Origin of the sequence: Flagellimonas baculiformis (assembly GCF_033441575.1) — a bacterium.
Classification (GTDB): Bacteria; Bacteroidota; Bacteroidia; order Flavobacteriales; family Flavobacteriaceae; genus Flagellimonas; species Flagellimonas baculiformis.
The window spans coordinates 32,429-54,793 of record NZ_JAUZVW010000009.1; the positions used below are offsets into that span (position 1 = coordinate 32,429).

The 22,365-nt window shown below is 45.5% G+C and carries 23 protein-coding genes; 12 read left to right on the forward strand and 11 right to left on the reverse strand.

Annotation, left to right across the window (positions count from 1 at the left end):
• Window positions 1–3 precede the first annotated feature (3 nt).
• From SD450_RS13180 to SD450_RS13190, 3 genes are all read left to right on the forward strand, one after another.
• Window positions 4–852: a DUF4249 domain-containing protein gene (locus tag SD450_RS13180; protein WP_318344920.1), complete on the forward strand. Its 849-nt coding sequence runs from the start codon at window positions 4–6 to the stop codon at window positions 850–852.
• A gap of 117 nt (window positions 853–969) precedes the next feature.
• The gene (locus SD450_RS13185; protein ID WP_108425548.1) at window positions 970–2,133 is read left to right on the forward strand and encodes a vWA domain-containing protein; all 1,164 of its coding nucleotides are present in this window, start codon (window positions 970–972) and stop codon (window positions 2,131–2,133) included.
• A gap of 7 nt (window positions 2,134–2,140) precedes the next feature.
• Entirely contained in the window at window positions 2,141–3,610 is a 1,470-nt protein-coding gene (locus SD450_RS13190) for a MoxR family ATPase (protein WP_318344921.1), read from the forward strand.
• A 9-nt stretch (window positions 3,611–3,619) separates the two neighbouring features.
• Here SD450_RS13190 and SD450_RS13195 read toward each other — a convergent pair whose 3' ends face one another.
• The 3 genes from SD450_RS13195 to epsC form a co-directional block, all read right to left on the reverse strand.
• On the reverse strand, window positions 3,620–4,102 hold the full coding sequence (locus SD450_RS13195; protein ID WP_318344922.1) for a hypothetical protein: 483 nt from the start codon (window positions 4,100–4,102) through the stop codon (window positions 3,620–3,622).
• A gap of 154 nt (window positions 4,103–4,256) precedes the next feature.
• On the reverse strand, window positions 4,257–5,141 hold the full coding sequence (gene cysM / locus SD450_RS13200) for a cysteine synthase CysM (RefSeq protein ID WP_318344923.1): 885 nt from the start codon (window positions 5,139–5,141) through the stop codon (window positions 4,257–4,259).
• The gene (epsC, locus tag SD450_RS13205) at window positions 5,134–5,925 is read right to left on the reverse strand and encodes a serine O-acetyltransferase EpsC (protein ID WP_318344924.1); all 792 of its coding nucleotides are present in this window, start codon (window positions 5,923–5,925) and stop codon (window positions 5,134–5,136) included. Before epsC ends, cysM begins: the two co-directional genes overlap by 8 nt.
• Window positions 5,926–6,017: 92 nt before the next feature.
• On the opposite strand from epsC, the gene SD450_RS13210 reads away from it, so the two are divergent.
• Window positions 6,018–6,698 carry a DUF2461 domain-containing protein gene (locus tag SD450_RS13210; RefSeq protein ID WP_318344925.1) on the forward strand — a complete coding sequence of 227 codons (681 nt, stop codon included), beginning with the start codon at window positions 6,018–6,020 and terminating at the stop codon, window positions 6,696–6,698.
• Here the strand turns inward: SD450_RS13210 and SD450_RS13215 are convergent.
• Window positions 6,687–7,100, reverse strand: a complete 414-nt coding sequence (locus SD450_RS13215; protein WP_318344926.1) for a glyoxalase — start codon at window positions 7,098–7,100, stop codon at window positions 6,687–6,689. The genes SD450_RS13210 and SD450_RS13215 overlap by 12 nt on opposite strands.
• A 164-nt stretch (window positions 7,101–7,264) precedes the next feature.
• Between SD450_RS13215 and SD450_RS13220 the strand changes: the two genes are divergently transcribed.
• The 4 genes from SD450_RS13220 to SD450_RS13235 all read left to right on the forward strand — a co-directional run bounded on the left by SD450_RS13220 (window position 7,265) and on the right by SD450_RS13235 (window position 10,137).
• Window positions 7,265–8,029 carry a 3-keto-disaccharide hydrolase gene (locus tag SD450_RS13220; protein WP_318344927.1) on the forward strand — a complete coding sequence of 255 codons (765 nt, stop codon included), beginning with the start codon at window positions 7,265–7,267 and terminating at the stop codon, window positions 8,027–8,029.
• Window positions 8,030–8,096: 67 nt separating this feature from the next.
• On the forward strand, window positions 8,097–8,621 hold the full coding sequence (locus SD450_RS13225) for a hypothetical protein (RefSeq protein WP_318344928.1): 525 nt from the start codon (window positions 8,097–8,099) through the stop codon (window positions 8,619–8,621).
• Between the two features lie 39 nt (window positions 8,622–8,660).
• Window positions 8,661–9,560: a DUF72 domain-containing protein gene (locus SD450_RS13230; protein ID WP_318344929.1), complete on the forward strand. Its 900-nt coding sequence runs from the start codon at window positions 8,661–8,663 to the stop codon at window positions 9,558–9,560.
• Between the two features lie 166 nt (window positions 9,561–9,726).
• The gene (locus tag SD450_RS13235) at window positions 9,727–10,137 is read left to right on the forward strand and encodes an acyl-CoA thioesterase (protein ID WP_151888862.1); all 411 of its coding nucleotides are present in this window, start codon (window positions 9,727–9,729) and stop codon (window positions 10,135–10,137) included.
• A 3-nt stretch (window positions 10,138–10,140) separates the two neighbouring features.
• Here SD450_RS13235 and SD450_RS13240 read toward each other — a convergent pair whose 3' ends face one another.
• On the reverse strand, window positions 10,141–11,424 hold the full coding sequence (locus SD450_RS13240) for a dipeptidase (protein ID WP_318344930.1): 1,284 nt from the start codon (window positions 11,422–11,424) through the stop codon (window positions 10,141–10,143).
• A 131-nt stretch (window positions 11,425–11,555) separates the two neighbouring features.
• Between SD450_RS13240 and SD450_RS13245 the strand changes: the two genes are divergently transcribed.
• Together SD450_RS13245 and SD450_RS13250 are read left to right on the forward strand one after the other, a co-directional pair.
• Window positions 11,556–12,335, forward strand: coding sequence for a hypothetical protein (locus SD450_RS13245; protein ID WP_318344931.1), 780 nt, complete (start codon window positions 11,556–11,558; stop codon window positions 12,333–12,335).
• 15 nt (window positions 12,336–12,350) lie between these two features.
• On the forward strand, window positions 12,351–12,704 hold the full coding sequence (locus SD450_RS13250; protein WP_318344932.1) for a hypothetical protein: 354 nt from the start codon (window positions 12,351–12,353) through the stop codon (window positions 12,702–12,704).
• A 397-nt stretch (window positions 12,705–13,101) separates the two neighbouring features.
• Here SD450_RS13250 and SD450_RS13255 read toward each other — a convergent pair whose 3' ends face one another.
• The gene (locus tag SD450_RS13255; RefSeq protein ID WP_151888866.1) at window positions 13,102–13,965 is read right to left on the reverse strand and encodes a sigma-70 family RNA polymerase sigma factor; all 864 of its coding nucleotides are present in this window, start codon (window positions 13,963–13,965) and stop codon (window positions 13,102–13,104) included.
• 245 nt (window positions 13,966–14,210) lie between these two features.
• Between SD450_RS13255 and SD450_RS13260 the strand changes: the two genes are divergently transcribed.
• Window positions 14,211–15,722, forward strand: coding sequence for a DEAD/DEAH box helicase (locus SD450_RS13260; RefSeq protein WP_318344933.1), 1,512 nt, complete (start codon window positions 14,211–14,213; stop codon window positions 15,720–15,722).
• Between the two features lie 103 nt (window positions 15,723–15,825).
• On the forward strand, window positions 15,826–17,064 hold the full coding sequence (locus SD450_RS13265) for a glycosyltransferase (RefSeq protein WP_318344934.1): 1,239 nt from the start codon (window positions 15,826–15,828) through the stop codon (window positions 17,062–17,064).
• 11 nt (window positions 17,065–17,075) lie between these two features.
• Here SD450_RS13265 and SD450_RS13270 read toward each other — a convergent pair whose 3' ends face one another.
• From SD450_RS13270 to SD450_RS13290, 5 genes are all read right to left on the reverse strand, one after another.
• Entirely contained in the window at window positions 17,076–18,758 is a 1,683-nt protein-coding gene (locus SD450_RS13270) for a CocE/NonD family hydrolase (protein WP_318344935.1), read from the reverse strand.
• Window positions 18,755–19,795 carry an agmatine deiminase family protein gene (locus tag SD450_RS13275; protein ID WP_318344936.1) on the reverse strand — a complete coding sequence of 347 codons (1,041 nt, stop codon included), beginning with the start codon at window positions 19,793–19,795 and terminating at the stop codon, window positions 18,755–18,757. The genes SD450_RS13270 and SD450_RS13275 overlap by 4 nt, the downstream gene beginning before the upstream one ends.
• The gene (locus tag SD450_RS13280) at window positions 19,795–20,682 is read right to left on the reverse strand and encodes a carbon-nitrogen hydrolase (protein ID WP_318344937.1); all 888 of its coding nucleotides are present in this window, start codon (window positions 20,680–20,682) and stop codon (window positions 19,795–19,797) included. The genes SD450_RS13275 and SD450_RS13280 overlap by 1 nt, the downstream gene beginning before the upstream one ends.
• 153 nt (window positions 20,683–20,835) lie before the next feature.
• Entirely contained in the window at window positions 20,836–21,435 is a 600-nt protein-coding gene (locus tag SD450_RS13285; RefSeq protein WP_318344938.1) for an antibiotic biosynthesis monooxygenase, read from the reverse strand.
• Between the two features lie 127 nt (window positions 21,436–21,562).
• Complete coding sequence (locus SD450_RS13290; protein WP_318344939.1) at window positions 21,563–22,147, reverse strand: porin family protein; 585 nt, start codon at window positions 22,145–22,147, stop codon at window positions 21,563–21,565.
• Window positions 22,148–22,365 lie beyond the last annotated feature (218 nt).

Genomic DNA, 22,365 nt, shown 5'->3' on the forward strand with positions numbered 1-22,365 from the left:
ACTATGAAAGCACTAAAAAAAATCATATTTGCCATGATCATCATCGTTTTTGCCTCATGCGAAGACGTGGTGGATGTAGAGGTCCAGGATGGTACCACACGATTGGTGGTGGAGGCATCCTTGAATTGGGAAAAGGGAACCGAGGGGAACCAACAGACCATCCGTTTGAGCGAATCCACTCCATTTTTTGGCACGGGAACCAATACGCAGGTCACTGGCGCATCTGTGGTCGTAACGAATGATTCAAGCGGCGATGAATTTGTCTTTATCGACCAAGGGAATGGGGAATATCTTTCCACGACTTTTGAACCTGTATTGAACCAAACCTATTCCTTGCGTATCGAGCACAACGGAGAAGTCTATACCGCCACCGAGACCATGACCCCTGTGACCGACATCACCGACATTTTTCAAAACCGAGAGGAAGGATTCAATGACGAGGAATTGGAAGTCCATGTGGTATTTAATGATCCCGAAGAGGAAGGCAACAATTACCTCTTCAAATTTTATCGGGAAGGTGATCTGCTGCCAAGTTTGGAAGTGGGCGAGGACAGGTTCTTGAACGGAAATGAGATAGATTGGTGGTACGAGATCGAAGAGGACGAAGATGAAAACATTGAACCTTTTCAGCCCGGAGATGTATTGCAGATTGAAATGTATGGGATTTCACGCCCCTATTATGACTACATCAAGATCTTGGTCGAACAATTGGGCGGCACTGGCCTTTTTGAATCTACCCCGGTAACGGTTCGGGGGAACTGTATCAATGAGACAAATCCAGAAAACTATGCCTTTGGATACTTCAGGTTGACCGAAGTGGTGAAGGCCAGTTACACCTTTGTAGAGGAATAGTTTAGGTTGGCTTGATGCCGAAGCGTCGGGTTTCTAGGGCCCGGCGCTTTTTTTATGCCTGCGTTAAGATTTTTCTAAAGCAACGGCCCTTACATAGAAATGTCTTAATTTTATGTGATGGCTATGAATACAAGAAAAGGGTTTCGTTTTACCACTTACGAAGCTCCCGACCAAACCCCGTTCGAAAAACTCTTCGAGATTTTTCAGGAACTTGTCACACACACCTCGGGTGATGTGGAAGAAGCCTTGGACTGGCTCCGTGAGTTGGACAAGGAATACGAGCTTACCGATGACGATTACACCATCGACGATTTTATAGAAGACCTCAAGGCCAAGGGATACATCCGTGAAGAATTTGACATGGATGGCGAAAAAGGCGGTGATGGGGAAGAAGGTGATGAAAAAGGCGGTGGAGGGAACCTTTCCATTACGGCCAAACTGGAACGCATGTTGCGCCAGCGCGCCTTGGATCAAATCTTTGGCAAGATCAAAAGAAGCGGCTCCGGAAACCACAAGACCGGAAAGTCGGGCAGGGGAGATGAGCATACGGGCGAGTTTCGGGAATATCGTTTTGGGGATTCCCTGGAACACATTTCCATGACGGAAAGTCTTAGAAATGCACAAGTGAACCACGGATTGGACAATTTCTCCTTGAGTGAGGAAGATCTCGTGGTCGAGGACACCCAGTACAAAGCCCAGATGAGCACTGTACTGATGATCGATATCAGCCACAGCATGATCCTGTATGGTGAGGACCGCATCACCCCGGCCAAGAAAGTGGCCATGGCACTTGCTGAATTGATCACCACCCGTTATCCGAAGGACACATTGGATATTTTGGTCTTTGGAAACGATGCTTGGCCCATTCCCATAAAGGATTTACCCTACTTGAGGGTAGGTCCCTATCACACCAATACGGTGGCTGGACTTCAATTGGCCATGGACATGCTCCGCAGAAAACGGAACACCAACAAACAGATTTTTATGATCACTGACGGAAAGCCTTCATGCTTGAGACTTCCCAACGGGGATTATTACAAGAACAGTGTGGGACTAGATGATTATATTGTGGAAAAATGTTATGCAATGGCCCAACAGGCCAGAAAACTCCACATCCCCATAACCACCTTTATGATTGCCGAAGACCCTTACCTGATGCAATTTGTACAGGAATTTACCAAGGCCAACAAAGGCAAGGCCTTTTACACAGGGCTGAAGGGATTGGGCGAAATGATATTTGAAGATTACGAACAGAACAGAAAACGAAGAATTAAAGGATAAAGACCTTATGAAATTGGAACATACCAACATAAAGACTTTAGGTGAATTGAAATCTGCTGGATACACAAGCAGGAGCATCAAGGATGAATTGCGTGAAAACCTATTGGCAAAAATTTCCAAGAAAGAAGAAGTGTTCGAGGGCGTATGGGGTTATGAAAACTCCGTGATCCCAGAATTGGAACGGGCGATTCTGTCGCGACACAACATCAACCTTTTGGGACTTCGGGGCCAGGCCAAGACACGCCTCGCCCGCTTGATGGTGCAGTTGTTGGACGAATGGATGCCCATTGTGGCCGGTTCTGAGGTACACGATGACCCCTTGGCTCCCATTTCACGGTATGCCAGGGAACTCATCAAGGAAAAAGGGGACAAAACCCCCATAGACTGGATTCCAAGGGAGGAGCGTTTCTATGAAAAATTGGCTACACCAGATGTTACCGTGGCCGACCTGATCGGAGATGTGGACCCTATAAAAGCCGCCAATCTGAAATTATCCTATGCCGATGACCGTGTGATCCATTTTGGGATGATCCCAAGGGCCAATCGGTGCATCTTCGTCATCAACGAATTGCCCGATCTACAGGCCAGGATCCAAGTCGCCCTGTTCAATATTTTGCAGGAAGGTGATATACAGATCCGTGGGTTTAAATTGCGATTACCGCTGGATATGCAGTTTGTGTTTACGGCCAACCCTGAAGATTATACCAACAGGGGGAGCATCGTGACCCCATTGAAGGATAGGATCGGTTCGCAGATTTTGACGCATTATCCCGAAAGTGTGGACATTGCCAAAAAAATCACCAAACAGGAAGCAAAGTTGGATCAACGGCAGTCAGACAAGATCTATGTGCCAGAGATTGCCATGGATGTGTTGGAACAGATCAGTTTTGAGGCCAGAAAAAGCGAATATGTGGATGCGAAAAGTGGCGTGAGTGCCCGTATGAGCATCACCGCTTTTGAAAACCTGTTGAGCACTGCCGAGCGCAGGGCCGTCTTGGCCGGGGATACCCAAACCGTGGTCCGTCTGAGCGATTTCATGGGTGTGATCCCATCCATCACTGGAAAAATTGAACTGGTGTATGAAGGAGAGCAGGAGGGGGCAGGCTTTGTTGCCGAAACCTTGATCGAGGAAGCCATAAAATCACTCTTTTCCGAATATTTCCCCAAGATAGACAAGCTCCAACGCAAAGATGCCCAAACGGAATACGATGAGTTGATCAGCTGGTTTTTTGAAGGGGAAGGGTTCGATCTTTTGGATGATGACACCGATGCCGCTTACCGAAGTAAATTGGATAGTATTGCTCCGCTCAACAATTTGATCAAGGAATACCAACCTGAAACCTCCAAAGAGGATTCCTATTTCTTGAAAGAGGTATTACTTTGGGGCTTGGTGGCCCACAACAAATTGAGCAAACACCGATTTGTCCAAGGTTTTCAATTCAAGGATATGTACGGAAGCTATATCCGCGGGCTATAAGAAGGTTGCTTATTGCCAAATATTGAGGTTGTCGTTGTAATTTTCAAAATTGTACACGCCAACATATCGTCTTCTGAGCCAGAAGGTATATATCGTCAATATGGGCAAAATACTGTACAACACCAGAGTAAGGGTTGCCACAGGCTTAAAAGTCATGGGAATGACATGTTCTTCGTAATACTTCACCGAGCCAATAACTTGAATGCTATCATATATCTTGAAAACATACACGATCATGATGGCGTAGAGCACATACTCAATGTTCCGCATTTTGGGATCGGGAAGCTCTCCCTCGGAAATTTTGAACCACACCACATAGAGATACAACAGGTGCACTAAGGCCAAAAGGGGAAATATATAATTGTCCGCTTTTAGGAAATAGAACTTGTTGGTGTACACACCGTAAAAGTCCAATACGATCAGAACCAACAAAACGGCCAAAGAGGCCAGTATGTTTCTTTTCCAGGTAATGATTTTCGAAAGTGTATTCATATCAAACAGAGATTTGGGACTCTAATTTGATATAAAGAACGGGGTTTGAAATGACATTATTTTAAACAGATCGACGAACCGCCGGCAATGTTGGATAATCAGAAAAATCTGATATGAAACTCCGAATAGTTGATAGTAAAATGAGTTGGAAAACTTAATCGAACAGGTCTGAAGAAAGGTATCGGTCCCCTCGGTCGCATACAATGGATACGATGGTTCCGCTCTCCAAAGTTTCGGCCAACCTGAAGGCCACAGTGGCGGCCCCACCACTGCTCATCCCTGCAAAAATTCCTTCTTCCTTGGCCAATTTCTTCGCCATGAGCGCGGCATCCGCTTCACTGACCTCCATTACCGTGTCCACTTTTTGCGGATTGAATATTTTGGGAAGATATTCCTCTGGCCATTTGCGGATCCCAGGAATTTTGGAATCGTCCGTAGGCTGCACGCCCACAATCTGGATGTCCGGATTTTTCTCCTTCAAAAAAGTAGAGGTCCCCATAATGGTTCCCGTTGTCCCCATACTTGATACAAAATGGGTGATCTGACCGTCAGTATCGCGCCAAATTTCAGGACCTGTGGTTTTGTAGTGGGCCTTCCAATTGTCCTCATTGGAAAACTGGTTCATCATGATGTACCCTTCATTCGCTACTTTGGCCTCGGCATAATCGCGGGCACCCTCAATGCCCACATCGGCAGGGGTCAGGGTTACTTTGGCACCATAGGCCCGCATGGTCTGAACTCGTTCCTTGGTCGAATTTTCGGGCATCACCAACTCAATGTCCAATCCAAAAAGACTGGCGATCATCGCCAGTCCGATCCCCGTGTTGCCGCTGGTGGCCTCGATCAATTTGGAGTTCTTGGAAAAATCCCCTCGTTCCAGACCGCTCTTAATCATGTTATAAGCGGGCCTATCTTTGACGCTACCGCCAGGATTGTTGCCCTCGAGCTTAAAGAGTACTTTGACGTTGGGATTAGTGTTTAATACCTTGGCCTCCACCAAAGGTGTGTTGCCAATCAGGTCTAATATGGTTTTAGACATTGGGTGTTGTCTTTATTTTGATTTCGGGGGTATGGTAAACTTTTGAATTGGGAGGTATAGAAGAAGTGATCCATGCATTTCCCCCGATAATGGAGTTTTCGCCCACTACCGTATCACCTCCCAAAATGGTGGCATTGGCATAGATGGTGACATTGTTCTGTATGGTGGGATGCCTTTTCGTCTTCTCCAGATTTTTGGCCACATAAAGGGCGCCCAGTGTTACCCCTTGATATATTTTTACGTTATCATGGATGATTGCCGTTTCCCCAATGACCACACCCGTGGCGTGATCGATGAAAAACGACCTTCCAATCTTGGCCCCGGGGTTGATGTCCACACCCGTCTGTCTATGCGCATACTCTGTCATCAATCTGGGAATCAATGGTACGCCCTGTACATATAGCTCATGCGCCAATCGGTAAATGGCAATGGCATAAAACCCTGGATAGGCCATATAGATTTCCTGTAGGGACAAGGAAGCGGGATCACAATTCAGGATAGCCTCTGCATCCAAATTGAGTTTTTCCAAAATCTCGGGCAAATGGGAAACATATTCGTCCCACAATTCATTGTTGGGCCTTTCGAGTTCCCAGCAGGCCATGTCCAATAAGTCGTTGAATTTTTTCTCCAATAGCTCCAAATTCACCGCCACAGGGGTGTTGGAATCAAAAAGGGTATAAAAGAGGGTATCGGTGAAATCTTCGGTCTCTTGTTTCAGTCTGAAATCCAGATAAGGGAGCTTTTTGTGCCGATTCAGTTCCGAAATTATTTTTTTCTTGTCCATACTGCACTTTGTTGTCTTAAAATTAGATAAATCCTTACCATATGCAGATAGAAAAAACTAACTTTAGTTTAAAAATAACATATTATCGACATATGGTTGATCATACCGCTATTTCCAAAACGACTTTCGATTTTTTGAAGGAACTGGAAAAAAACAACAATAAGGAGTGGTTCGAGGCAAACAAGGCCACTTTCAAATCCCATGAAACAGCGGTCAAGTCTTTTTTTGAGGCGGTCAAGGACAAGTTGAGCCATCATGACGAGATCGAGAAGATGAAAATGTTCCGCATTTATCGCGATGTGCGCTTCTCCAAGGACAAAACTCCCTACAAGACGCATTTGGCCGCGTCCTTTTCCAGATTGGGAGCCCATCTGCGAGGCGGGTATTACATCCATTTGAAGCCCGGAGGGTCTTTTTTGGCCACCGGATTTTGGGACCCCAACAAGGAAGACCTGTTCAGGATCAGAAAAGAGCTGGAAATGGATGCCGAAGAGTTCCGAAAAACCATCAACCAAAAAACGTTGAAATCTGTGTGGGGGGATATCCAGGGAGATGCTCTAAAGACCATGCCCAAAGGCTTTGATAAAGAACACCCAGATATTGATTTCATCAAACTAAAGCAGTTCATCTTTGTCCGTAATTTCAAGGACAGCGAGGTGCTTTCAGGGGAGTTTTTGGAAGAGGTGGACAAGTCCTACCGTGCCATCAGGCCCTATTTTGACCTAATGAGCAACATTCTCACCACCAATTTGAACGGGGAATCAGTGCTGTAGCAGGACTTCATGGTCCAGAAGTTGCACTTGGTCCTTCAACCGTTCGATGACCATGTTCATCATCCGCTTGTTCAGTGCCGAGGAATTGGAGATATAGTCCCGATACTCCTCAACGGTAAACTGGCCAATGACCATTCCTTTTAGCGAGTTCCTGAATTTGATGTCCTTTTGGATGGCCCTTTCGATGTACTGGAGCTTTTTTTCAAGGGGGAGATCATAAAAAACACCTTTGTGCTTCCCCACATAATTCTTGAAAGCCTCGATCAGCAAATCGTTCTGAATCTTGATCACAGGTCGTAAAGTTTGGTTCTGAAAACGTTCATCAAAACCCATTTCGCTATTAAAATGTGACTGTTTAACGTCCGGACGAATGTCCAAAAGACTCTTGGATCGTGAATCCATGGCAGAAGTTTTATTAAAGTTACATATTCAAAAAGGCGATACTTTTTCAATTCACAATAATTGTCAACGATGTTATGAACAGCTTCATTTTCATCAACAGAAGAATCGTATGTCCCAATTTGAGTATCTTTAACCAGAACCAAAACAATCGAAAACCAAAAAACATGCGCATAAAATTTCTTGGCCCGGTCATTTCCATTCTTTTGATCACGGCCTGCAAGAATGACAAACAGAAACAGGAACCTGAAACTTGGCACACCAAAAAAGTGGCCCTGGAAAACGAAACGCACAACCAACTGCTCGATATTGAAAAAGAGCAGGGGTGGGAGCTACTCTTTGATGGGAAGACCCTGAATGGGTGGCACCTGTACAATGCTCCGGGTGCCGATTTGGCTTGGGAGGTCAAAAATGGGGAACTCTACTGCAATGCCAAGGATGAAAGCAAACAGCAAGGGGACTTGGTCACGGACAAGGCCTATGAGAACTATGAACTGGTCTTGGAATGGAAAATCTCTGGTCGGGGCAATAGTGGCATTTTCATCAATGTGCAGGAAAAACCGGAACTGGGTGCGGCTTGGCAGAGTGGACCCGAATATCAGATTCTGGATCCAGACCACATGGACCAAGACGTAGCAGTCAAAAAATCAGGTTGTCTTTATGCGTTTTCGCCACAGGAAAATGAGGCCGAAACCAAATCGGGGCAATGGAACCAAACACGCATCAAGCAGGTGGATGGAAAAGTGGAGTTCTACCTGAACGGGACACTTACAGCGGTCCAAGACTTTACCACGCCAGAGTGGGAAGAAAAAGTGGCCGCGACCCATTTCAAAAACCATCCGGAGTTTGGAAAATATACGCAAGGAAAGATAGCCCTTCAGGATTGGTATTTTGAAGCCTGGTTCCGGAATATAAAGATCAGGGAGCTGTGATAAGGTTTGGTTTTATAAAATCAGTCTACGTATTACCCGCAGTGATACTACTTTTGATAAAAACAATATGAAAAGAATTCTGATTCTTCATTTTTTTATACTGGTCATAAGTTGTGCGACTAATTCTAGAATTGAAGAAAGCGAGTCTTTGGCAAATCAATTGAACAACACAAAGTACAAGTTGACCTTGCGAGATGATTGGCATCCTTTTTTAGATATTCATGGAGAATTAAGCTATAAGCCAAAACAGTATTCCAATGAATATCCTGATGTGTATATTAGTATTGGGAATATTCCAACTACGAGACACCAAAATATGCCTTTGGGCAAAGTGGTAGATAGAATAACCACTCCAATAGATTATCATGAAAACTATTCAATAAAAAAAACATTCATCCAAACTAAATTTGGGGAAACCTATGTTGTTGACGAACAATTTAGGTTGAACTCTAAAAATTATATTACTAGAACCATGTATTTTAAACATAGTGAGGAATATCTTTCTTACCATTATGGCGCAAGTGCAAGGTCATTTAACAAATATATCGATGACTATGCTTCCATATTTGAAAGTTTGGAGTTCAAAGAATAGTCCTAGTTTTGTAGCACAAAAAGAATACATTCAAAAACCATGAAATTCGGAAAGGTAGAACATCCAGAGCTTATCGACTTCACCATCCCGAAGGACCACCCCGACACGGCGACCCTTCTTTCAAAATATAGCGAAGATGGCGATACGCAAGTCTATGTGGGCTGCGCAAAATGGAACCGTCAGGACCTCAAGAATTTTTATCCTTGGGGCACCAAGGACGAATTGGCCTACTATTCCTCCCAGTTCAATTGTATAGAACTCAACGCCACTTTCTATCGAATTTTTCCAGCTGAGCAGTACGAGAAATGGTATGAAAAGACCCCGGAGGGATTTAAGTTCTTCCCCAAAATGAGCAATGAGGTGAGCCATTTGCGCCGTCTCAACGAGCAAGTATATCCCGTGGTAGATCATTATTTGGAGGTAACTTCCTTACTAAAAGAAAAACTGGGTACCATTTTTCTGCAGATGCACAACAACTTTGGTCCCAAAAACTGGGACAGGGTAGCGCGGTTTGTGGAATATTGGCCCAAAGAATTTCCCCTGGCCCTGGAGTTCCGGCATACGGACTGGTTCAATGATGAAAAAGTGGCCGAAGAACTTTATTATTTGTTGCAAGAGAACGGCATTGCCAATGTGCTGGTGGACACGGCTGGTAGGAGGGACCTAATGCACATGCGCCTTACCAACAATGAGGCCTTTATCCGATATGTCGGCGCCAACCACGAATCTGATCTCCCACGATTGGATGATTGGGTGGAACGTCTGGTCGCATGGAAATCCCAAGGACTGAAGAATATCCATTTCTTTGTACACCAAAACCTAGAGCTCGAATCCCCTTTGCTATCGGCCTATCTCATCAAACGGTTGAATCCGGCATTGGGTTGCAATCTGCACGTCCCCAAGAATACCTTGAACACGCTGGGGGACCTGTTCGGTTGATCTCAAAATCATCAATTTTGGAATGTGGAGCTTCCAATTTTAACGACTCCATACTACCTGATACTGAAATATTTCAAATTGATAAATACGGAAAATTCACTCCCGCGCCGAGGAAAACCTTTGCGATATTGCGCTACCTTTGTTCCAAATTTTAAAAGTTTCAACCATGCGATTTCATACAAGGAAATGGGTAAAACCAGAGGATTTGAACGCCAATGGAACTCTTTTTGGCGGTAGGGTACTGGCCTGGGTGGATGAGGAAGCTGCCCTATATAGCATCATTCAGTTGGAGAACAAGAAAGTGGTCACCAAATATATGTCCGAAATCAATTTTATGAGCACCGCTGTGGAAGGTGATATCATAGAAATAGGTATCGATGTGATCAAATTCGGGACAACCTCTATATCCCTGAACTGTGAGGTCAGGAACAAAATGACGCACGAAAGCATTGTCACCGTGGACAACATCATCATGGTAAACCTAGATGAAAAAGGAAATCCCAAGCCCCATGGAAAGACCAAGATCGAATACGTAAAGGACCGTTTGGCCAAAAAGGAAAAGGAAGAAAATTCCTGATCCTTAGTTGAGGGTCTTGGCCACGGCCTGGACTTCGTCCAGAACGCGCAATAGGTTTTCTCCCCACAATTTGGCAATGTCCTCTTCGGAGTAGCCACGTTTCACCAATTCCAAGGTCACGTTGAAGGTCTCCGAGGCATCGGACCAACCTTCAATACCGCCACCTCCGTCAAAATCGGAGCTGATACCGACATGGTCTATCCCGATCAACTTCACGATGTAGTCGATATGGTCCACAAAGTCGGAAACATTTACCGCGGGTGGAACGTTCGGATCCTTTTCTGCCAATTCCTCCCCAATATCCCTTACTTTACCATAATTTTCAAAGAATTCCTGGCGTTGTTCCGGAGTCAACGAAGCAAACTGCGAACGTTCGTACCATGCTATCCCTAGGGAATCGGCCACTTTTTGGTACACACCTTTCATGTATTCGGCACGCGCCTCGTGTTTTTCCGTGTTCAGATAAGAACTAAAGGCCACTGTTTGGACCACACCACCATTTTCCTTCAGCATCAAAAGCTGCTCATCGTCAAGGTTTCGGCTATGTCCGCACAACGCACGCGCGGAGGAGTGGGAGGCAATGATTGGCGCCTTGGAGAGCTCCACCATCTGTACCATTGCTGCTTTGGAAGGGTGGGAGATATCGATCATGATCCCCAATCGGTTCATCTCGGCCACCGCTTGCTTGCCCAGCTCGCTGAGCCCATTGTGCAGCCAAATGCTATCCTGCTCTCCCGTATTGGAATCGCTGAACTGGCTATGGCCATTGTGCGCCAATGAAATATAACGAGCACCCCGCTTATGGTATTCTTCAAATTTGGACATATCCTCTCCGATCGGATAGGCGTTTTCGACCCCGATCATTGCCACTTTCTTTCCAGAGGCCACAATGCGTCTCACATCGGCAGAATTCAAGGCCAATTCTATTTGGTCAGGAGCGATTTCCTCGCACAGCCTATGGATGGCCTCAAACTTAGAGATTGCATTCTCGGATGCCTTGGCATAACCCTCGGCGTTCAGGGAGTCCTGTCCGGTGTAAACGATCAGCCAGGCCACATCCAGTCCACCCTCCTCCATTTTGGGAAGGTTCACCTGGGTGTCCAGTCGTTGGGTATAGTTGATGCTGTCCGTGAAATTATTGATGTTGATATCGTCATGCGTGTCGATGGTGATGACGGAATCATGGATCCGTTGTGCTTTTTCTTCCAAGGTTTCAGCTTTTTTGGGTTGTTTTTCCCCACAGGAAATGAACAAGAGTAGGCTACAGAAAAGATAAAAGTGTTTCATGGTCGGTTTTTTACACCTACAAATAACGCAATTTGACAACAAAATCCGAATCCTACGGAACAATAAATTGTGATCCCTTGGTTTTATCCAGATTTTTAGTATGGAATATTAACTTTTTTACCCGTACAATTTTGGGAACACGAGAACTGCTTTCATACTTGGAAAAACTGGAAATAGGATTGAGCTCTTTTTCTTATGAGGAACTGGGCACGGTAGAGGCCGGTGAACTGAAAAAATCCTTTGAAGTATTCAAACATGGCCTAGAGGACAAAGTCTTTGGCGTGAGCGAGATCAAACAGCTTGAAGAAATTTGCCAAAGAGCGGGCATTCAAGGCTTGGGAGGAAACCCTGTGGACCGACAAAAAGCAGCCCAAAAGCAGCCTACCATTATGAAATTGATCAGTGCCCTGGAAAACACCCCATTGAACAACGAACAACGGGAACTGCTACAAGCACTGAGGACACTGGTCCAAAGCCAGGAAAACAATAAAACGAATATAGGAAACCCTATGCCAGCATATTTTCATACCATAGAAAGAAACCTCGAACCGGATGCGGACCACAGCATAAGCCTGAAATCCGTTTTGGAGGAATGCATGGGCCAAATGGACCTTATGGAAGAATTGGTACGGATGTTCCGGCAAAATGTACTGGAGTTCATTGGCGGTGCCCATGTCCATATCAAAAATGAGGACCACGAATCCTTGGACCTGGCCTGCCAGAAAGTGGTTCCCAATCTTCGGATGATGAAGACCTTTGGTCTTTTGGAGACCGTACAGCAAATGGCCATCCTCTGTAGGACGGACAAGGACATGAAACACCTTTCGTTCCTGTACAATCAGTTCTTGGCGGAATTTCCCAAAGTTGATGAGCAAGTGGACTTCGAAATGCAAGTGCTCAGAGCCATTTAAAAAAAAACGAACATCATGACAGAAAACGGACTCCCGACCTACCTGCAAAGTGTTTTTTACCCCTTGTTCCAGCACACCAAAGATCTGGAGTGCCGATTGATGCTCATCAATGAAATGTTGGAAGTGGGGGACAAGAAGGAAATCCCGTTCCTGGCCGAACTGGAAACCCACGAAGATCCCAAGATCAGCAACAAGGCCTTTGAGATCAAATGCGCCCTTTTGTCCAAGTTGGGGCTGATCACGGAGAGCGAACGCAGAAGGTTGCCCATGAACCTTTGCTTTATTTATGACGAATTCAACATCAGGCCGAGCAAGGTGGATCCCGATCTTGATTTTGAAGTGGCACTGGATATTTTGGAAACAAAATGAAAATGGGATTTCACAACCATTGTCCCGCGTTTCGCCACAATTTGTTGTCATCCCATAATCTTTGGACTAGATTCACGTTATAACCAAGGACCCAAACATAAACCGACGACAGCGATGTTATACGATACCTACGGAGAAGAATACTTGGCATTCCTTCAAGAACTCAACGAGATCTTGAGCATCAATGAACTTGCCGAACTTGATTATTTATAGTTGCTAACCCCAAATGTTGCCCCATGAAAAATCACAACCAAGAAAACACAGCCTACCTGAACTTTATCCGGGATTTGAACGAAATGCTCGTTGATTCTGATATCAATCAATTGAGCCACCCTTAAGTGTTTATGGATATCATGGAAAAGGGGATGCAGTAGTGCATCCCCTTTTCTATTTTCGGTCACCCCAAATACGATTTTAAGATCTTGCTCTTGGAAGTATGCCTCAGTTTGCGGATGGCTTTTTCCCGTATCTGTCGCACACGCTCACGGGTCAGGTCAAAAGTGGTCCCGATTTCCTCAAGGGTCATGGAAGGCTGGTTCCCGATGCCATAATACAACCGCACCACATCAGCTTCACGGGGCGATAGGGTGTCCAGCGCCCGGTTGATTTCCGTGTTCAGGGACTGGTGCATCAGGCCTTTGTCCGGTTTTGGGGAATCCCCGGCCCTGATCACATCATACAGATTGGACGTTTCCCCTTCCTTGAGCGGGGCATCCATGGACACGTGTCTGCCTGTGTTTTTCAACGATTGTTTCACCTCTGTAACGGTCATGTCCAGTTCCTTGGCGATTTCCTCTGCGGATGGTGGCCGCTCATGGGCCTGCTCCAGATAGGAAAATGTTTTTTTGATCTTGTTGATGGAGCCAATTTTGTTCAGGGGAAGTCGGACCACCCTTGATTGCTCCGCAAGGGCCTGAAGAATGGACTGCCTGATCCACCAAACCGCATACGAAATGAACTTGAAGCCCCTGGTCTCATCAAACCGTTTGGCCGCTTTCACCAAGCCCACATTTCCCTCGTTGATCAGATCGGGCAGCTTGAGTCCCTGGTTCTGGTACTGCTTTGCCACGGATACCACAAAACGGAGATTGGCATTGGTCAGCTTTTCGAGGGCCAATTGGTCCCCGGCCCTGATCTTTTGGGCCAGTTCCACCTCTTCCTGTGCGGTTATCAAATCGATTTTGCTGATGTCCTGCAAATATTTGTCCAGTGATTTGGATTCCCGGTTGGTGACCTGTTTGATGATCTTTAGCTGCCTCATTCCTGTATATGGTTTCTTAGTGTTATAAGCTTACATAATACATTTTTATGCCCTATTTTCCAAACCGTAAATGTTATTGTTATCAAAATGTTATACCCAAAATCAGGAATTGGAAGAAATTACCCTTCTAAACCAATTGTTGATAGTATCTTGATAGAAAAGCAAGGTCACTTCTTCCCTGAAGCCCAAAAAACTCCTAATTTTGTAGGGTTTTTTAATTTGGAACCCATCTAACCCATTTTCCTTTGGAGGTAAAGAAAGAAATCAACAAGAAAACCCTATACGATTACCAGCAAGAAGACCTACGCAAGATCTTCAAGCATCTGGATGAGCTCCCGGAAGGGACCAACATCCTGTACCAATTGCCCACAGGTGGGGGCAAAACGGTGGTGTTTTCCGAAATTACCCGAAGGTTTATCCAGAATACCGGCAAAAAAGTGATGGTGCTCACCCACCGGATAGAGCTGAGCAAACAGACCTCCCAAATGCTCCACGGTTTTGGGGTGGCGAACAAGATCATCAACAGCGAGGTCAAGGAACTCCAGGACCAGGCGGACTATATGTGCTTTGTGGCCATGGTGGAGACGCTGAACAACCGGCTACAGGAGGAAAAGGTGAAAATTGACAACATAGGCCTTGTCATCATCGATGAAGCACATTACAATTCCTTCCGTAAACTGTTCAAATACTTTGAAAAATCCACCATTCTTGGGGTGACCGCAACGCCTTTGAGCTCCAACATCAAGCTCCCCATGAAGGACCATTACAAGCACCTGATCATTGGGGAATCCATCAAATCATTGATTGAAAAGAACTTTTTGGCCAAGGCCAACCTGTACAACTACGATGTGAGCCTCAAAACCCTCAAACTGGGCATTCACGGGGACTATACCGTAAAATCTTCCGATGAGTTCTATGGCAACCACAGTATGTTGGGCAAACTGCTGTCCGCCTATGAAGAGATCGCAAAGGGGACCAAGACGTTGATTTTCAACAATGGGATCAATACGTCGTTGTATGTGTATGAAACCTTCAAGAAGGCCGGATACAACATCCGTCACTTGGACAACAAGAACACCGCAAATGAACGACGGGAGATCTTGGACTGGTTCGCGGAGACCCCAGATGCCATCCTGACCTCAGTGAGCATCCTCACCACAGGTTTTGACGAACCCACGGTGCAGTCCATCATCCTGAACCGGGCCACTAGATCGCTCACGCTCTATTTTCAGATGATCGGAAGGGGGTCTAGGATACTGCCCAACAAGGACGAGTTCAACGTGGTGGACATGGGGAACAATATTGCCCGCTTCGGACCATGGGATTCGCCCGTGGACTGGCAGGAAATTTTTCATTTCCCTGATTTCTATCTGGAGAACATCAAGAACGATGAGGATATTGAACGTGATTTTGTCTATGAAATGCCCGATGAGCTTCGGGCAAAGTTCAGCAAGTCCGACAACATCACCTTTGACATCAAGGAAGAATACAAAAAGGTGTTTGCCGAAGGAAAAAAATCCAAATTGGTGCTGGAGCGCAGCATAGAACAGCATGCCCAAATCTGTGTGGAGAACAGTGAGGATGTGTTCGATGCCCGCCTGCTGGCCAAAGAGCTGAAGGATGAGATTGCCTATCGGGTGAAGCAGTATTCCTATTGCATCATGAACAACACCAAAAACTATAAAGAATGGCTGGAGGAAGATTATGAACGAAAACTGCGTTCCAGCATCTCCCAAAAATTTGCCGCACGCATGTAGGGAGTTATTATGTTATTTGGTTATTGGGTTATTTGGATTTAGTGCAACTTGCGGCCAAGCAAAGACAACTTGAATCTTGGAATTGTAGCGAAAGCCCTTTCGTATGGCAAAAAAACTTCTCGTCATCGGCCATGTGTGGCCAGAACCAAAGACCACGGCAGCCGGTTGCCGCATGTTGCAATTATTGGAAACTTTTATTGCATTTGGGTATGAGATCACTTTTGCATCCACTGCAGCAAAAACTGAATTCAGTCTGGATTTGACTAGTTTGGGCATTACTGAGGCAACCATTACCCTTAACCATTCCAGTTTTGATGACTTCTTGGTCAAACTGAAGCCCGATGCAGTAGTTTTTGACCGTTTTATGGTGGAAGAGCAGTTTGGCTGGCGGGTCGCTGAGTTTGCCCCCAAAGCTTTGCGCATCCTCAACACCGAAGACCTTCATTCTTTGCGAAAGGCCAGGGAAGGGGCCTTGAAAAAAGACCGGGAGTTCACGTTGGACCAATGGAGAAACCATCCGATGACCCTTCGGGAAGCAAGCAGCATCTACCGGAGCGACATCACCCTGATCATCTCCCTATATGAAATGGACCTCTTGCAACAAGAATTGGCCATTCCCGAAGCTCTCCTGTTTCATTTGCCTTTCATGGTAGATGCCATTTCCCCGAAAACTGCCCAGCAATGGCCAAGTTTTGAAGAGCGGAGCGATTTTGTGTGTATTGGCAATGGAAAGCATGCGCCCAATGTGGATTCCCTTGTCGTATTGAAAAACTCCATTTGGCCACTCATCCGAAAGGAATTGCCCTCTGTCAATCTCTATATTTATGGGGCTTACCTGCCACAGATGGTCAAGGACATGCACCATCCCAAAACCGGATTTCATGTGGAAGGTTGGGCCGAAAATGTGGGTGATGTGCTCCAAAAATACCGATTGCTCTTGGCTCCTTTACGTTTTGGGGCGGGCATCAAAGGTAAATTGTTGGACGCCATGATCCACGGCATTCCAAGCATCACAACTTCCATCGGTTCGGAAGGCATGCATGCTGGACTACCCTGGAACGGAGCCGTTACGGATGATTGGGCTTCTTTTGCAAGAGCAGCGGTGGAATTATACCGACATCAAGAGCAATGGACGGCCGCTCAAACCAATGGAACCGTCTTGATCCATATCCTATATCAAAAGGAAAACCTCCAAAACAGACTGAAAATACATTTAAGCGAGGTGACGGAATACCTGGCCCGTCACAGAGACCAAAATTTTATTGGACGCTTGTTGCACCATGAAACTTTGACCAGTACAAAGTACTTGGCCAAATGGATCGAGGAAAAGAACCGGAAGTAGCCATTAAAAAATCAATCCTTCCAAATAGGTACATTGATATGACTGTCATTGTGCCATTTGACAAGCAATGGTTCCGATGCATCTTTTAGGGTTTCATCGGACACCAATTTCCCAGAACCGTAATTGATGACTTCAAAAGGATGTTTATTGATATTGAGCAAAATGACAAGTCGGCTGCCCTTTGTGATCTTTTTGCTCACAAATCGGGTGTTATCGAAGGGAATGTTCTCCTTTTTACGGGGTCTTAATAATTGTCGCTTGGTATTATCCTCGGCATAGCTGGCCCTTCCCACAAATCGGGTGAGAAAAAAATAGCTTCCGTCGGGCCTTTGTTCATATAGGGCAAGGGAGATATCCATATCTTTTTTGTTGATGGTCGCTGCAAGGTTTCCCGAAAATGAGCCGTTCGCCAAAAAATCCCTTTCAAAAAGTCTTGATTTGAAAACCAAACCATTACTTGTATCCAACGTATCAAAAACAATCTCTGGGGTAAAATAATTATTTTGGTTTTCCCTGTCCTTAAAATCCACCAACAGTTCCCTAAACGCTTTCTTTACAGGTTTTTTGTCGGACAGTATATGCCCATCCAGATAAAGGGTCAAGGTATCATTGCTGATTTCGTTAAGGCTTGGTGCATGTTTCCATTCATTTGTCCCCATCACTTGATAGTTCACCTTGTCTTTGAGCAATCCTGGCTTTGGTTTTCCCTTTAACACGTAATCGAGCCAATCGTAGGCCAAATTGGACATGCTGACATTTGCAACGCTGTCGATTTCATAGCCCATCAAGTTTTTGGAAGGATTGCGCTGGCCTCCCCAGTGATCGTACGGACCGATCACCAAATAGTGTTCTGCTTTTTTTCGGTACTTGTTGTGCAGCTTGAAATATTGTATGGCCCCAATCTGTGAGCCGTCATAATATCCAGTCGTTGTCAGGATAGGAATGTTGATCTTCGCATACTCTTCGGGCATAGGGACCATGGATTGCCAGTACTCATCATAAGCTGGATGTTGCAGCCATTTCTGGAATATTGGGTTTTCTTTTCCGGCCAAACTATCCAATTTGCGCCATGCAATGCCACTTTCAAACCATTCAAAAGGCAGGCTTCTTCGTATGTTCCCACTTTTATAGATATTGTCGTTTGGCCAATACAGTCCCAGATTCATCTGTACATTGTTTTCCATGGGGGTATCGTAGCCGGGCATCACGGCCACTTGGGGCACAATGGTCTTCAGGGCAGGATGAACGTTCTTTACGGTAGCCCATTGGGAAAAACCAGTATAGCTTCCTCCCAACATCCCAACTGTTCCGTTGCACCAAGGCTGTTTGCTTACCCAATCTATAATGTCATAAATGTCAGTCCCTTCGTGTTCATATGGGTCATAATGGTTTAAATCGGCGCGAATACCGCGGGCATAGGCCACAATGCCCACATAATCCCTGTCCGCCGACCTTTTCCCCAAAATGGTATCACCAGGTCCTTGGTGATAGGTAGTATAAAATAAGATAACTGGCAAAGACCCTGTGCTTTCCTTTTTCCTAACAATGGTTGCAGAAATGGCGACCCCGCTACGGGTAGGTATCAATACACTATCCTGAATCGTATAAACCGAATCGTTCTGTACGGAGGGTTGGGCCGAAACAGAAAGGGCGGTAAGTATAAAAAGAAAACAGAAGAAGTATTTCATGTTCATTCCGGTATCTGCTGGCTCAAACAATGCAAGGTTCCAAATCCCCAAATCAGGTCTATGGCGCTGATCCCGATGACCTCCCGATCGGGAAAAACACTTGTCAAAATGTTGAGGGCGTCACGGTCTCGGGCATCATTGAAGGTAGGCATCAACACGGCCTTGTTCAGGATCAAGAAATTGGCATAACTGGCCGGAAGTGTTATTCCATCAAAATCAATCCGTTTGGGCATGGGAAGCGTTACCAATCTGGGTCTATTTCCATTTTCCAAAACCGCACTTTCCAATCGTTTCAGGTTGTCCTGAAGAGGTGCATAGTTGGCATCCGAGGTGTCCGATTCCACAACGGTGACAATGGTTTCCGCGTCCACGAACCGCGCCAGATCGTCGATATGGCCGTGGGTATCGTCCCCTTTGATGCCATCACCCAGCCAGATGGTGTTGGTGACCCCCAGATATTCTTTGAATATGGTTTCGTAATCCTCTTTGGTGAATCCTGGGTTCCGGACTTGGATCTTGGGGTCCAAAAGACATTCTTCGGAAGTGATCAGGGTTCCTTTTCCATTCACATCGATGGCGCCACCTTCGAGCACCACAGGTTTCCCTTTGTAGGTCACCTGTTCCAAAGGAACGTTCAAAAAGTCGGAGACCTTCTGCGGGACATGTCTGTCAAGTTTGTAATTGGCATATTTGGCCCAACCATTGAAATTGAAGTTCAATGCTTTTCGTTGCGCTCCACTCTTTACGATGATGGGACCGGAGTCCCTCATCCAACTGCGGTTGGTTTTGTGGACAATGAAGGACACCCTATCGGTGTCCACGTGGGCCCATTTGAGCATTTCATGGACCTTGTCCTTGAGCTGTTCGGAAGCGACTACGAGAAACACTTCTTCAAAAGTGGCCACTTTTTTGATGAATTCCACAAAGGCCCATTGAATGGCCCCATATTTACCGGGCCAATCGTTTCCATTGTGCGGAAAGCACAACAAAATGCCCTGTTGTTTCTCCCATTCCGCAGGAAATCGCCATGATACTGCCGCCATTAGTCAATAGCTCTTTTGGTGATGGCCCCATACATATCGATTCGTCTATCGCGAAGGAAGGGCCAGTTTTGGCGAACACTTTCTTGTAGATCTAAATCGATTTCTGCCAACAATATTTCTTCTTGGTCCGAAGAGGCCTGGGCCAAGATCTCGCCCTGAGGCCCACAAATAAAGGAGGAACCCCAAAATTCGATGCCCTCTGTATCGGGCAAATATTTTTCCAAACCAATTCTGTTTGCTGCTGCCACATAGACCCCATTGGCCACGGCATGCCCCTTCATCACGTTCATCCAGGCCCCATGCTGTTTTTCCCCAAATTCCTCTTTTTCCTTCGGATGCCAACCTATGGCCGTGGGGTAGAAGAGGACTTCCGCACCTTGGAGGGCCGTCAAACGGGCCGCTTCCGGGTACCATTGGTCCCAACAGATGAGGGTGCCCACTTTGCCTTTTTGGGTGGGTATGGTCTTGAAGCCCAGATCTCCTGGGGTGAAGTAGAATTTTTCATAAAAGTGGGGGTCGTCCGGAATGTGCATTTTTCGGTACAATCCTGCCTCGGAACCATCAGAATCAATAATGTAGGCACTATTATGGTACACGCCGGACATGCGCTTTTCAAAAAAGGGCACAATGATGACCACTCCAAGCTCCTTGGCTAGGGCACTGAAAGCTTTGAAGGAAGTGCCATACAAAGGTTCTGCCAATGAAAAGTTGTCGGTGTCCTCACTTTGGCAGAAATAATGGCTACTGTAAAGTTCGGGCAGTGAAATGACCTCGGCACCTTTGGCCGCGGCTTTTTTTACCCACTCCATGCATTTTTTCAGATTGTTTTCAGGGGTGTCGTTCAGATTCAGTTGTATGACCGAAATGGTGTATGTGTTCTTTGCCATGCTCAATTTTCAAATGTTCTTAAAAAAACAATGTAAAGATAGTTTTATTGTTTTCAAAAAATGACCCTTATTTATTGTATAGAATATGGTTTTTCCTATCCCTGGAAACATAAAGTATCTGATTAAACTGAAAGCTTAGTACCTCGCCCATACTTAGCTGTAAAGCCATTTCTTGATGAGTCTGGTGTAATTCGGCATGATGAGATACACCATCAGAAAAACAATCAATCCTGTGACCAATAATGAACTTATATATCGATATTCACTGATTTTCAATTCTTTGAATAACGGCATCAACACTAGCGGGACTCCTATGGACAATGGAAAGATAGCAGACCAGGTAATCAGGAACTGTTTCCATTTTGCGGGAGGTTTGCTCTTGTTGCTTTGGGGTGTGAACAAAAAATCAAGACCACTGTTTATCTCATAACTGTCATCTTTGGCCAAGAGTGGGCGAACTGCCGAAATTAATTCCTTTCTAGCATGGGAACCCATCCAATTTTTTAGGTTGGATACTGTATTGAACCTAATGATCACCGTGTAAATGAATGTAAGGTTGGGAATGGGGCGGACAATCTGCCAATCCATAAAACCCTCAGATTTCTGGCACAAAGGACCAATCTCTTTGAGCCATGCCTCGTACTGATCTTGTTTTCCATCAATGATGTGATGGCTGATAACCACAGTTGCTCCTTTTTTTTCCATGGATTTCCCAAAAATTGAAATGCTTCCCATCAATACTTTGTTCGTCACAAAGTTCGGTGATTTTCCTAAAAAAAGTATGGTGAGCCACGCAAGATCAAAGTGCCCACTAAAAAACTCCATCCTAATGGGGTAGGATGGAGGTATTCATTTTCTTTTTCAGCAATTTGTTGTTTTCCTAGAACATAAATCCAAGTCCAGCGGAAAATACGGAGTTATGGACATCCACGTCCTCGATCATTTCGGAGAATCCGTAGGAATATCTTCCTTGGATAAAGAATCCTGAAGGAAACTTATATTCCAATCCTGCTGTTCCCTGAAAATCGAAGTCCCTGATGGAATCCGAATCAAAATCCCCTGGGTCTTCCGTGGGATCAAAGTCCAATTCCTCATTCACCTTGAAGCCAAATTGTGGCCCCGCCTGAATGTTAAGCCCATCAGCGATGTAGAATTTCAAAAGAACGGGCACTTGGATGTAGTCCACTTGAAACTGGGCATCCGGAGTGTCGGGTTCATCAGTGATATCAAAACCTTGGCCCGAATAAAAGACTTCCGGCTGTAGGGAAACGTGATCGGACAAGGGGGCCTCGGCCACTAAACCTACATAAAATGAAGTCCGGGAGTCTGGACTATCAAAGTCGTCGCCGGCCACGGTGGCAAAATTGACACCGCCACGTGCGCCCAACTGTACATTGTTCGTGTTCTGTGCAAAGCAGGTCGCTCCGATGAGAAAAGCCACTATAATCAATACATTCTTTTTCATTTTGTAAAATTTAAGGGTTTCTAAACGGTCACTAAATTAGGGTTCGGTCTCTGGATGCTTTGATGCGAATCATCTAGATATTGACTCAAAAGCACAGGTGCAACAACCCCAAAAACGGGCAAACATCCTCCACTAAAGGGAAAACGGCACGTTCCTAGGGTTGGTGCTGTGGAACCCCATTTTTTAGACAATCAGTATACTATCAAAAAGGGCCGCCA

Bases quoted from the DNA above. Each gene is read 5' to 3' on its own strand.
- SD450_RS13290 (WP_318344939.1), bottom strand. From the start codon at position 22,147: ATGAAAAAGAATGTATTGATTATAGTGGCTTTTCTCATCGGAGCGACC.
- SD450_RS13235 (WP_151888862.1), top strand. From the start codon at position 9,727: ATGCGATTTCATACAAGGAAATGGGTAAAACCAGAGGATTTGAACGCC.
- SD450_RS13230 (WP_318344929.1), top strand. From the start codon at position 8,661: ATGAAATTCGGAAAGGTAGAACATCCAGAGCTTATCGACTTCACCATC.
- SD450_RS13225 (WP_318344928.1), top strand. From the start codon at position 8,097: ATGAAAAGAATTCTGATTCTTCATTTTTTTATACTGGTCATAAGTTGT.
- SD450_RS13265 (WP_318344934.1), top strand. From the start codon at position 15,826: ATGGCAAAAAAACTTCTCGTCATCGGCCATGTGTGGCCAGAACCAAAG.
- SD450_RS13210 (WP_318344925.1), top strand. From the start codon at position 6,018: ATGGTTGATCATACCGCTATTTCCAAAACGACTTTCGATTTTTTGAAG.
- cysM (WP_318344923.1), bottom strand. From the start codon at position 5,141: ATGTCTAAAACCATATTAGACCTGATTGGCAACACACCTTTGGTGGAG.
- SD450_RS13280 (WP_318344937.1), bottom strand. From the start codon at position 20,682: ATGGCAAAGAACACATACACCATTTCGGTCATACAACTGAATCTGAAC.
- SD450_RS13275 (WP_318344936.1), bottom strand. From the start codon at position 19,795: ATGGCGGCAGTATCATGGCGATTTCCTGCGGAATGGGAGAAACAACAG.
- SD450_RS13270 (WP_318344935.1), bottom strand. From the start codon at position 18,758: ATGAACATGAAATACTTCTTCTGTTTTCTTTTTATACTTACCGCCCTT.
- epsC (WP_318344924.1), bottom strand. From the start codon at position 5,925: ATGGACAAGAAAAAAATAATTTCGGAACTGAATCGGCACAAAAAGCTC.
- SD450_RS13220 (WP_318344927.1), top strand. From the start codon at position 7,265: ATGCGCATAAAATTTCTTGGCCCGGTCATTTCCATTCTTTTGATCACG.
- SD450_RS13190 (WP_318344921.1), top strand. From the start codon at position 2,141: ATGAAATTGGAACATACCAACATAAAGACTTTAGGTGAATTGAAATCT.
- SD450_RS13250 (WP_318344932.1), top strand. From the start codon at position 12,351: ATGACAGAAAACGGACTCCCGACCTACCTGCAAAGTGTTTTTTACCCC.
- SD450_RS13195 (WP_318344922.1), bottom strand. From the start codon at position 4,102: ATGAATACACTTTCGAAAATCATTACCTGGAAAAGAAACATACTGGCC.
- SD450_RS13185 (WP_108425548.1), top strand. From the start codon at position 970: ATGGCTATGAATACAAGAAAAGGGTTTCGTTTTACCACTTACGAAGCT.
- SD450_RS13180 (WP_318344920.1), top strand. From the start codon at position 4: ATGAAAGCACTAAAAAAAATCATATTTGCCATGATCATCATCGTTTTT.
- SD450_RS13240 (WP_318344930.1), bottom strand. From the start codon at position 11,424: ATGAAACACTTTTATCTTTTCTGTAGCCTACTCTTGTTCATTTCCTGT.
- SD450_RS13255 (WP_151888866.1), bottom strand. From the start codon at position 13,965: ATGAGGCAGCTAAAGATCATCAAACAGGTCACCAACCGGGAATCCAAA.
- SD450_RS13215 (WP_318344926.1), bottom strand. From the start codon at position 7,100: ATGGATTCACGATCCAAGAGTCTTTTGGACATTCGTCCGGACGTTAAA.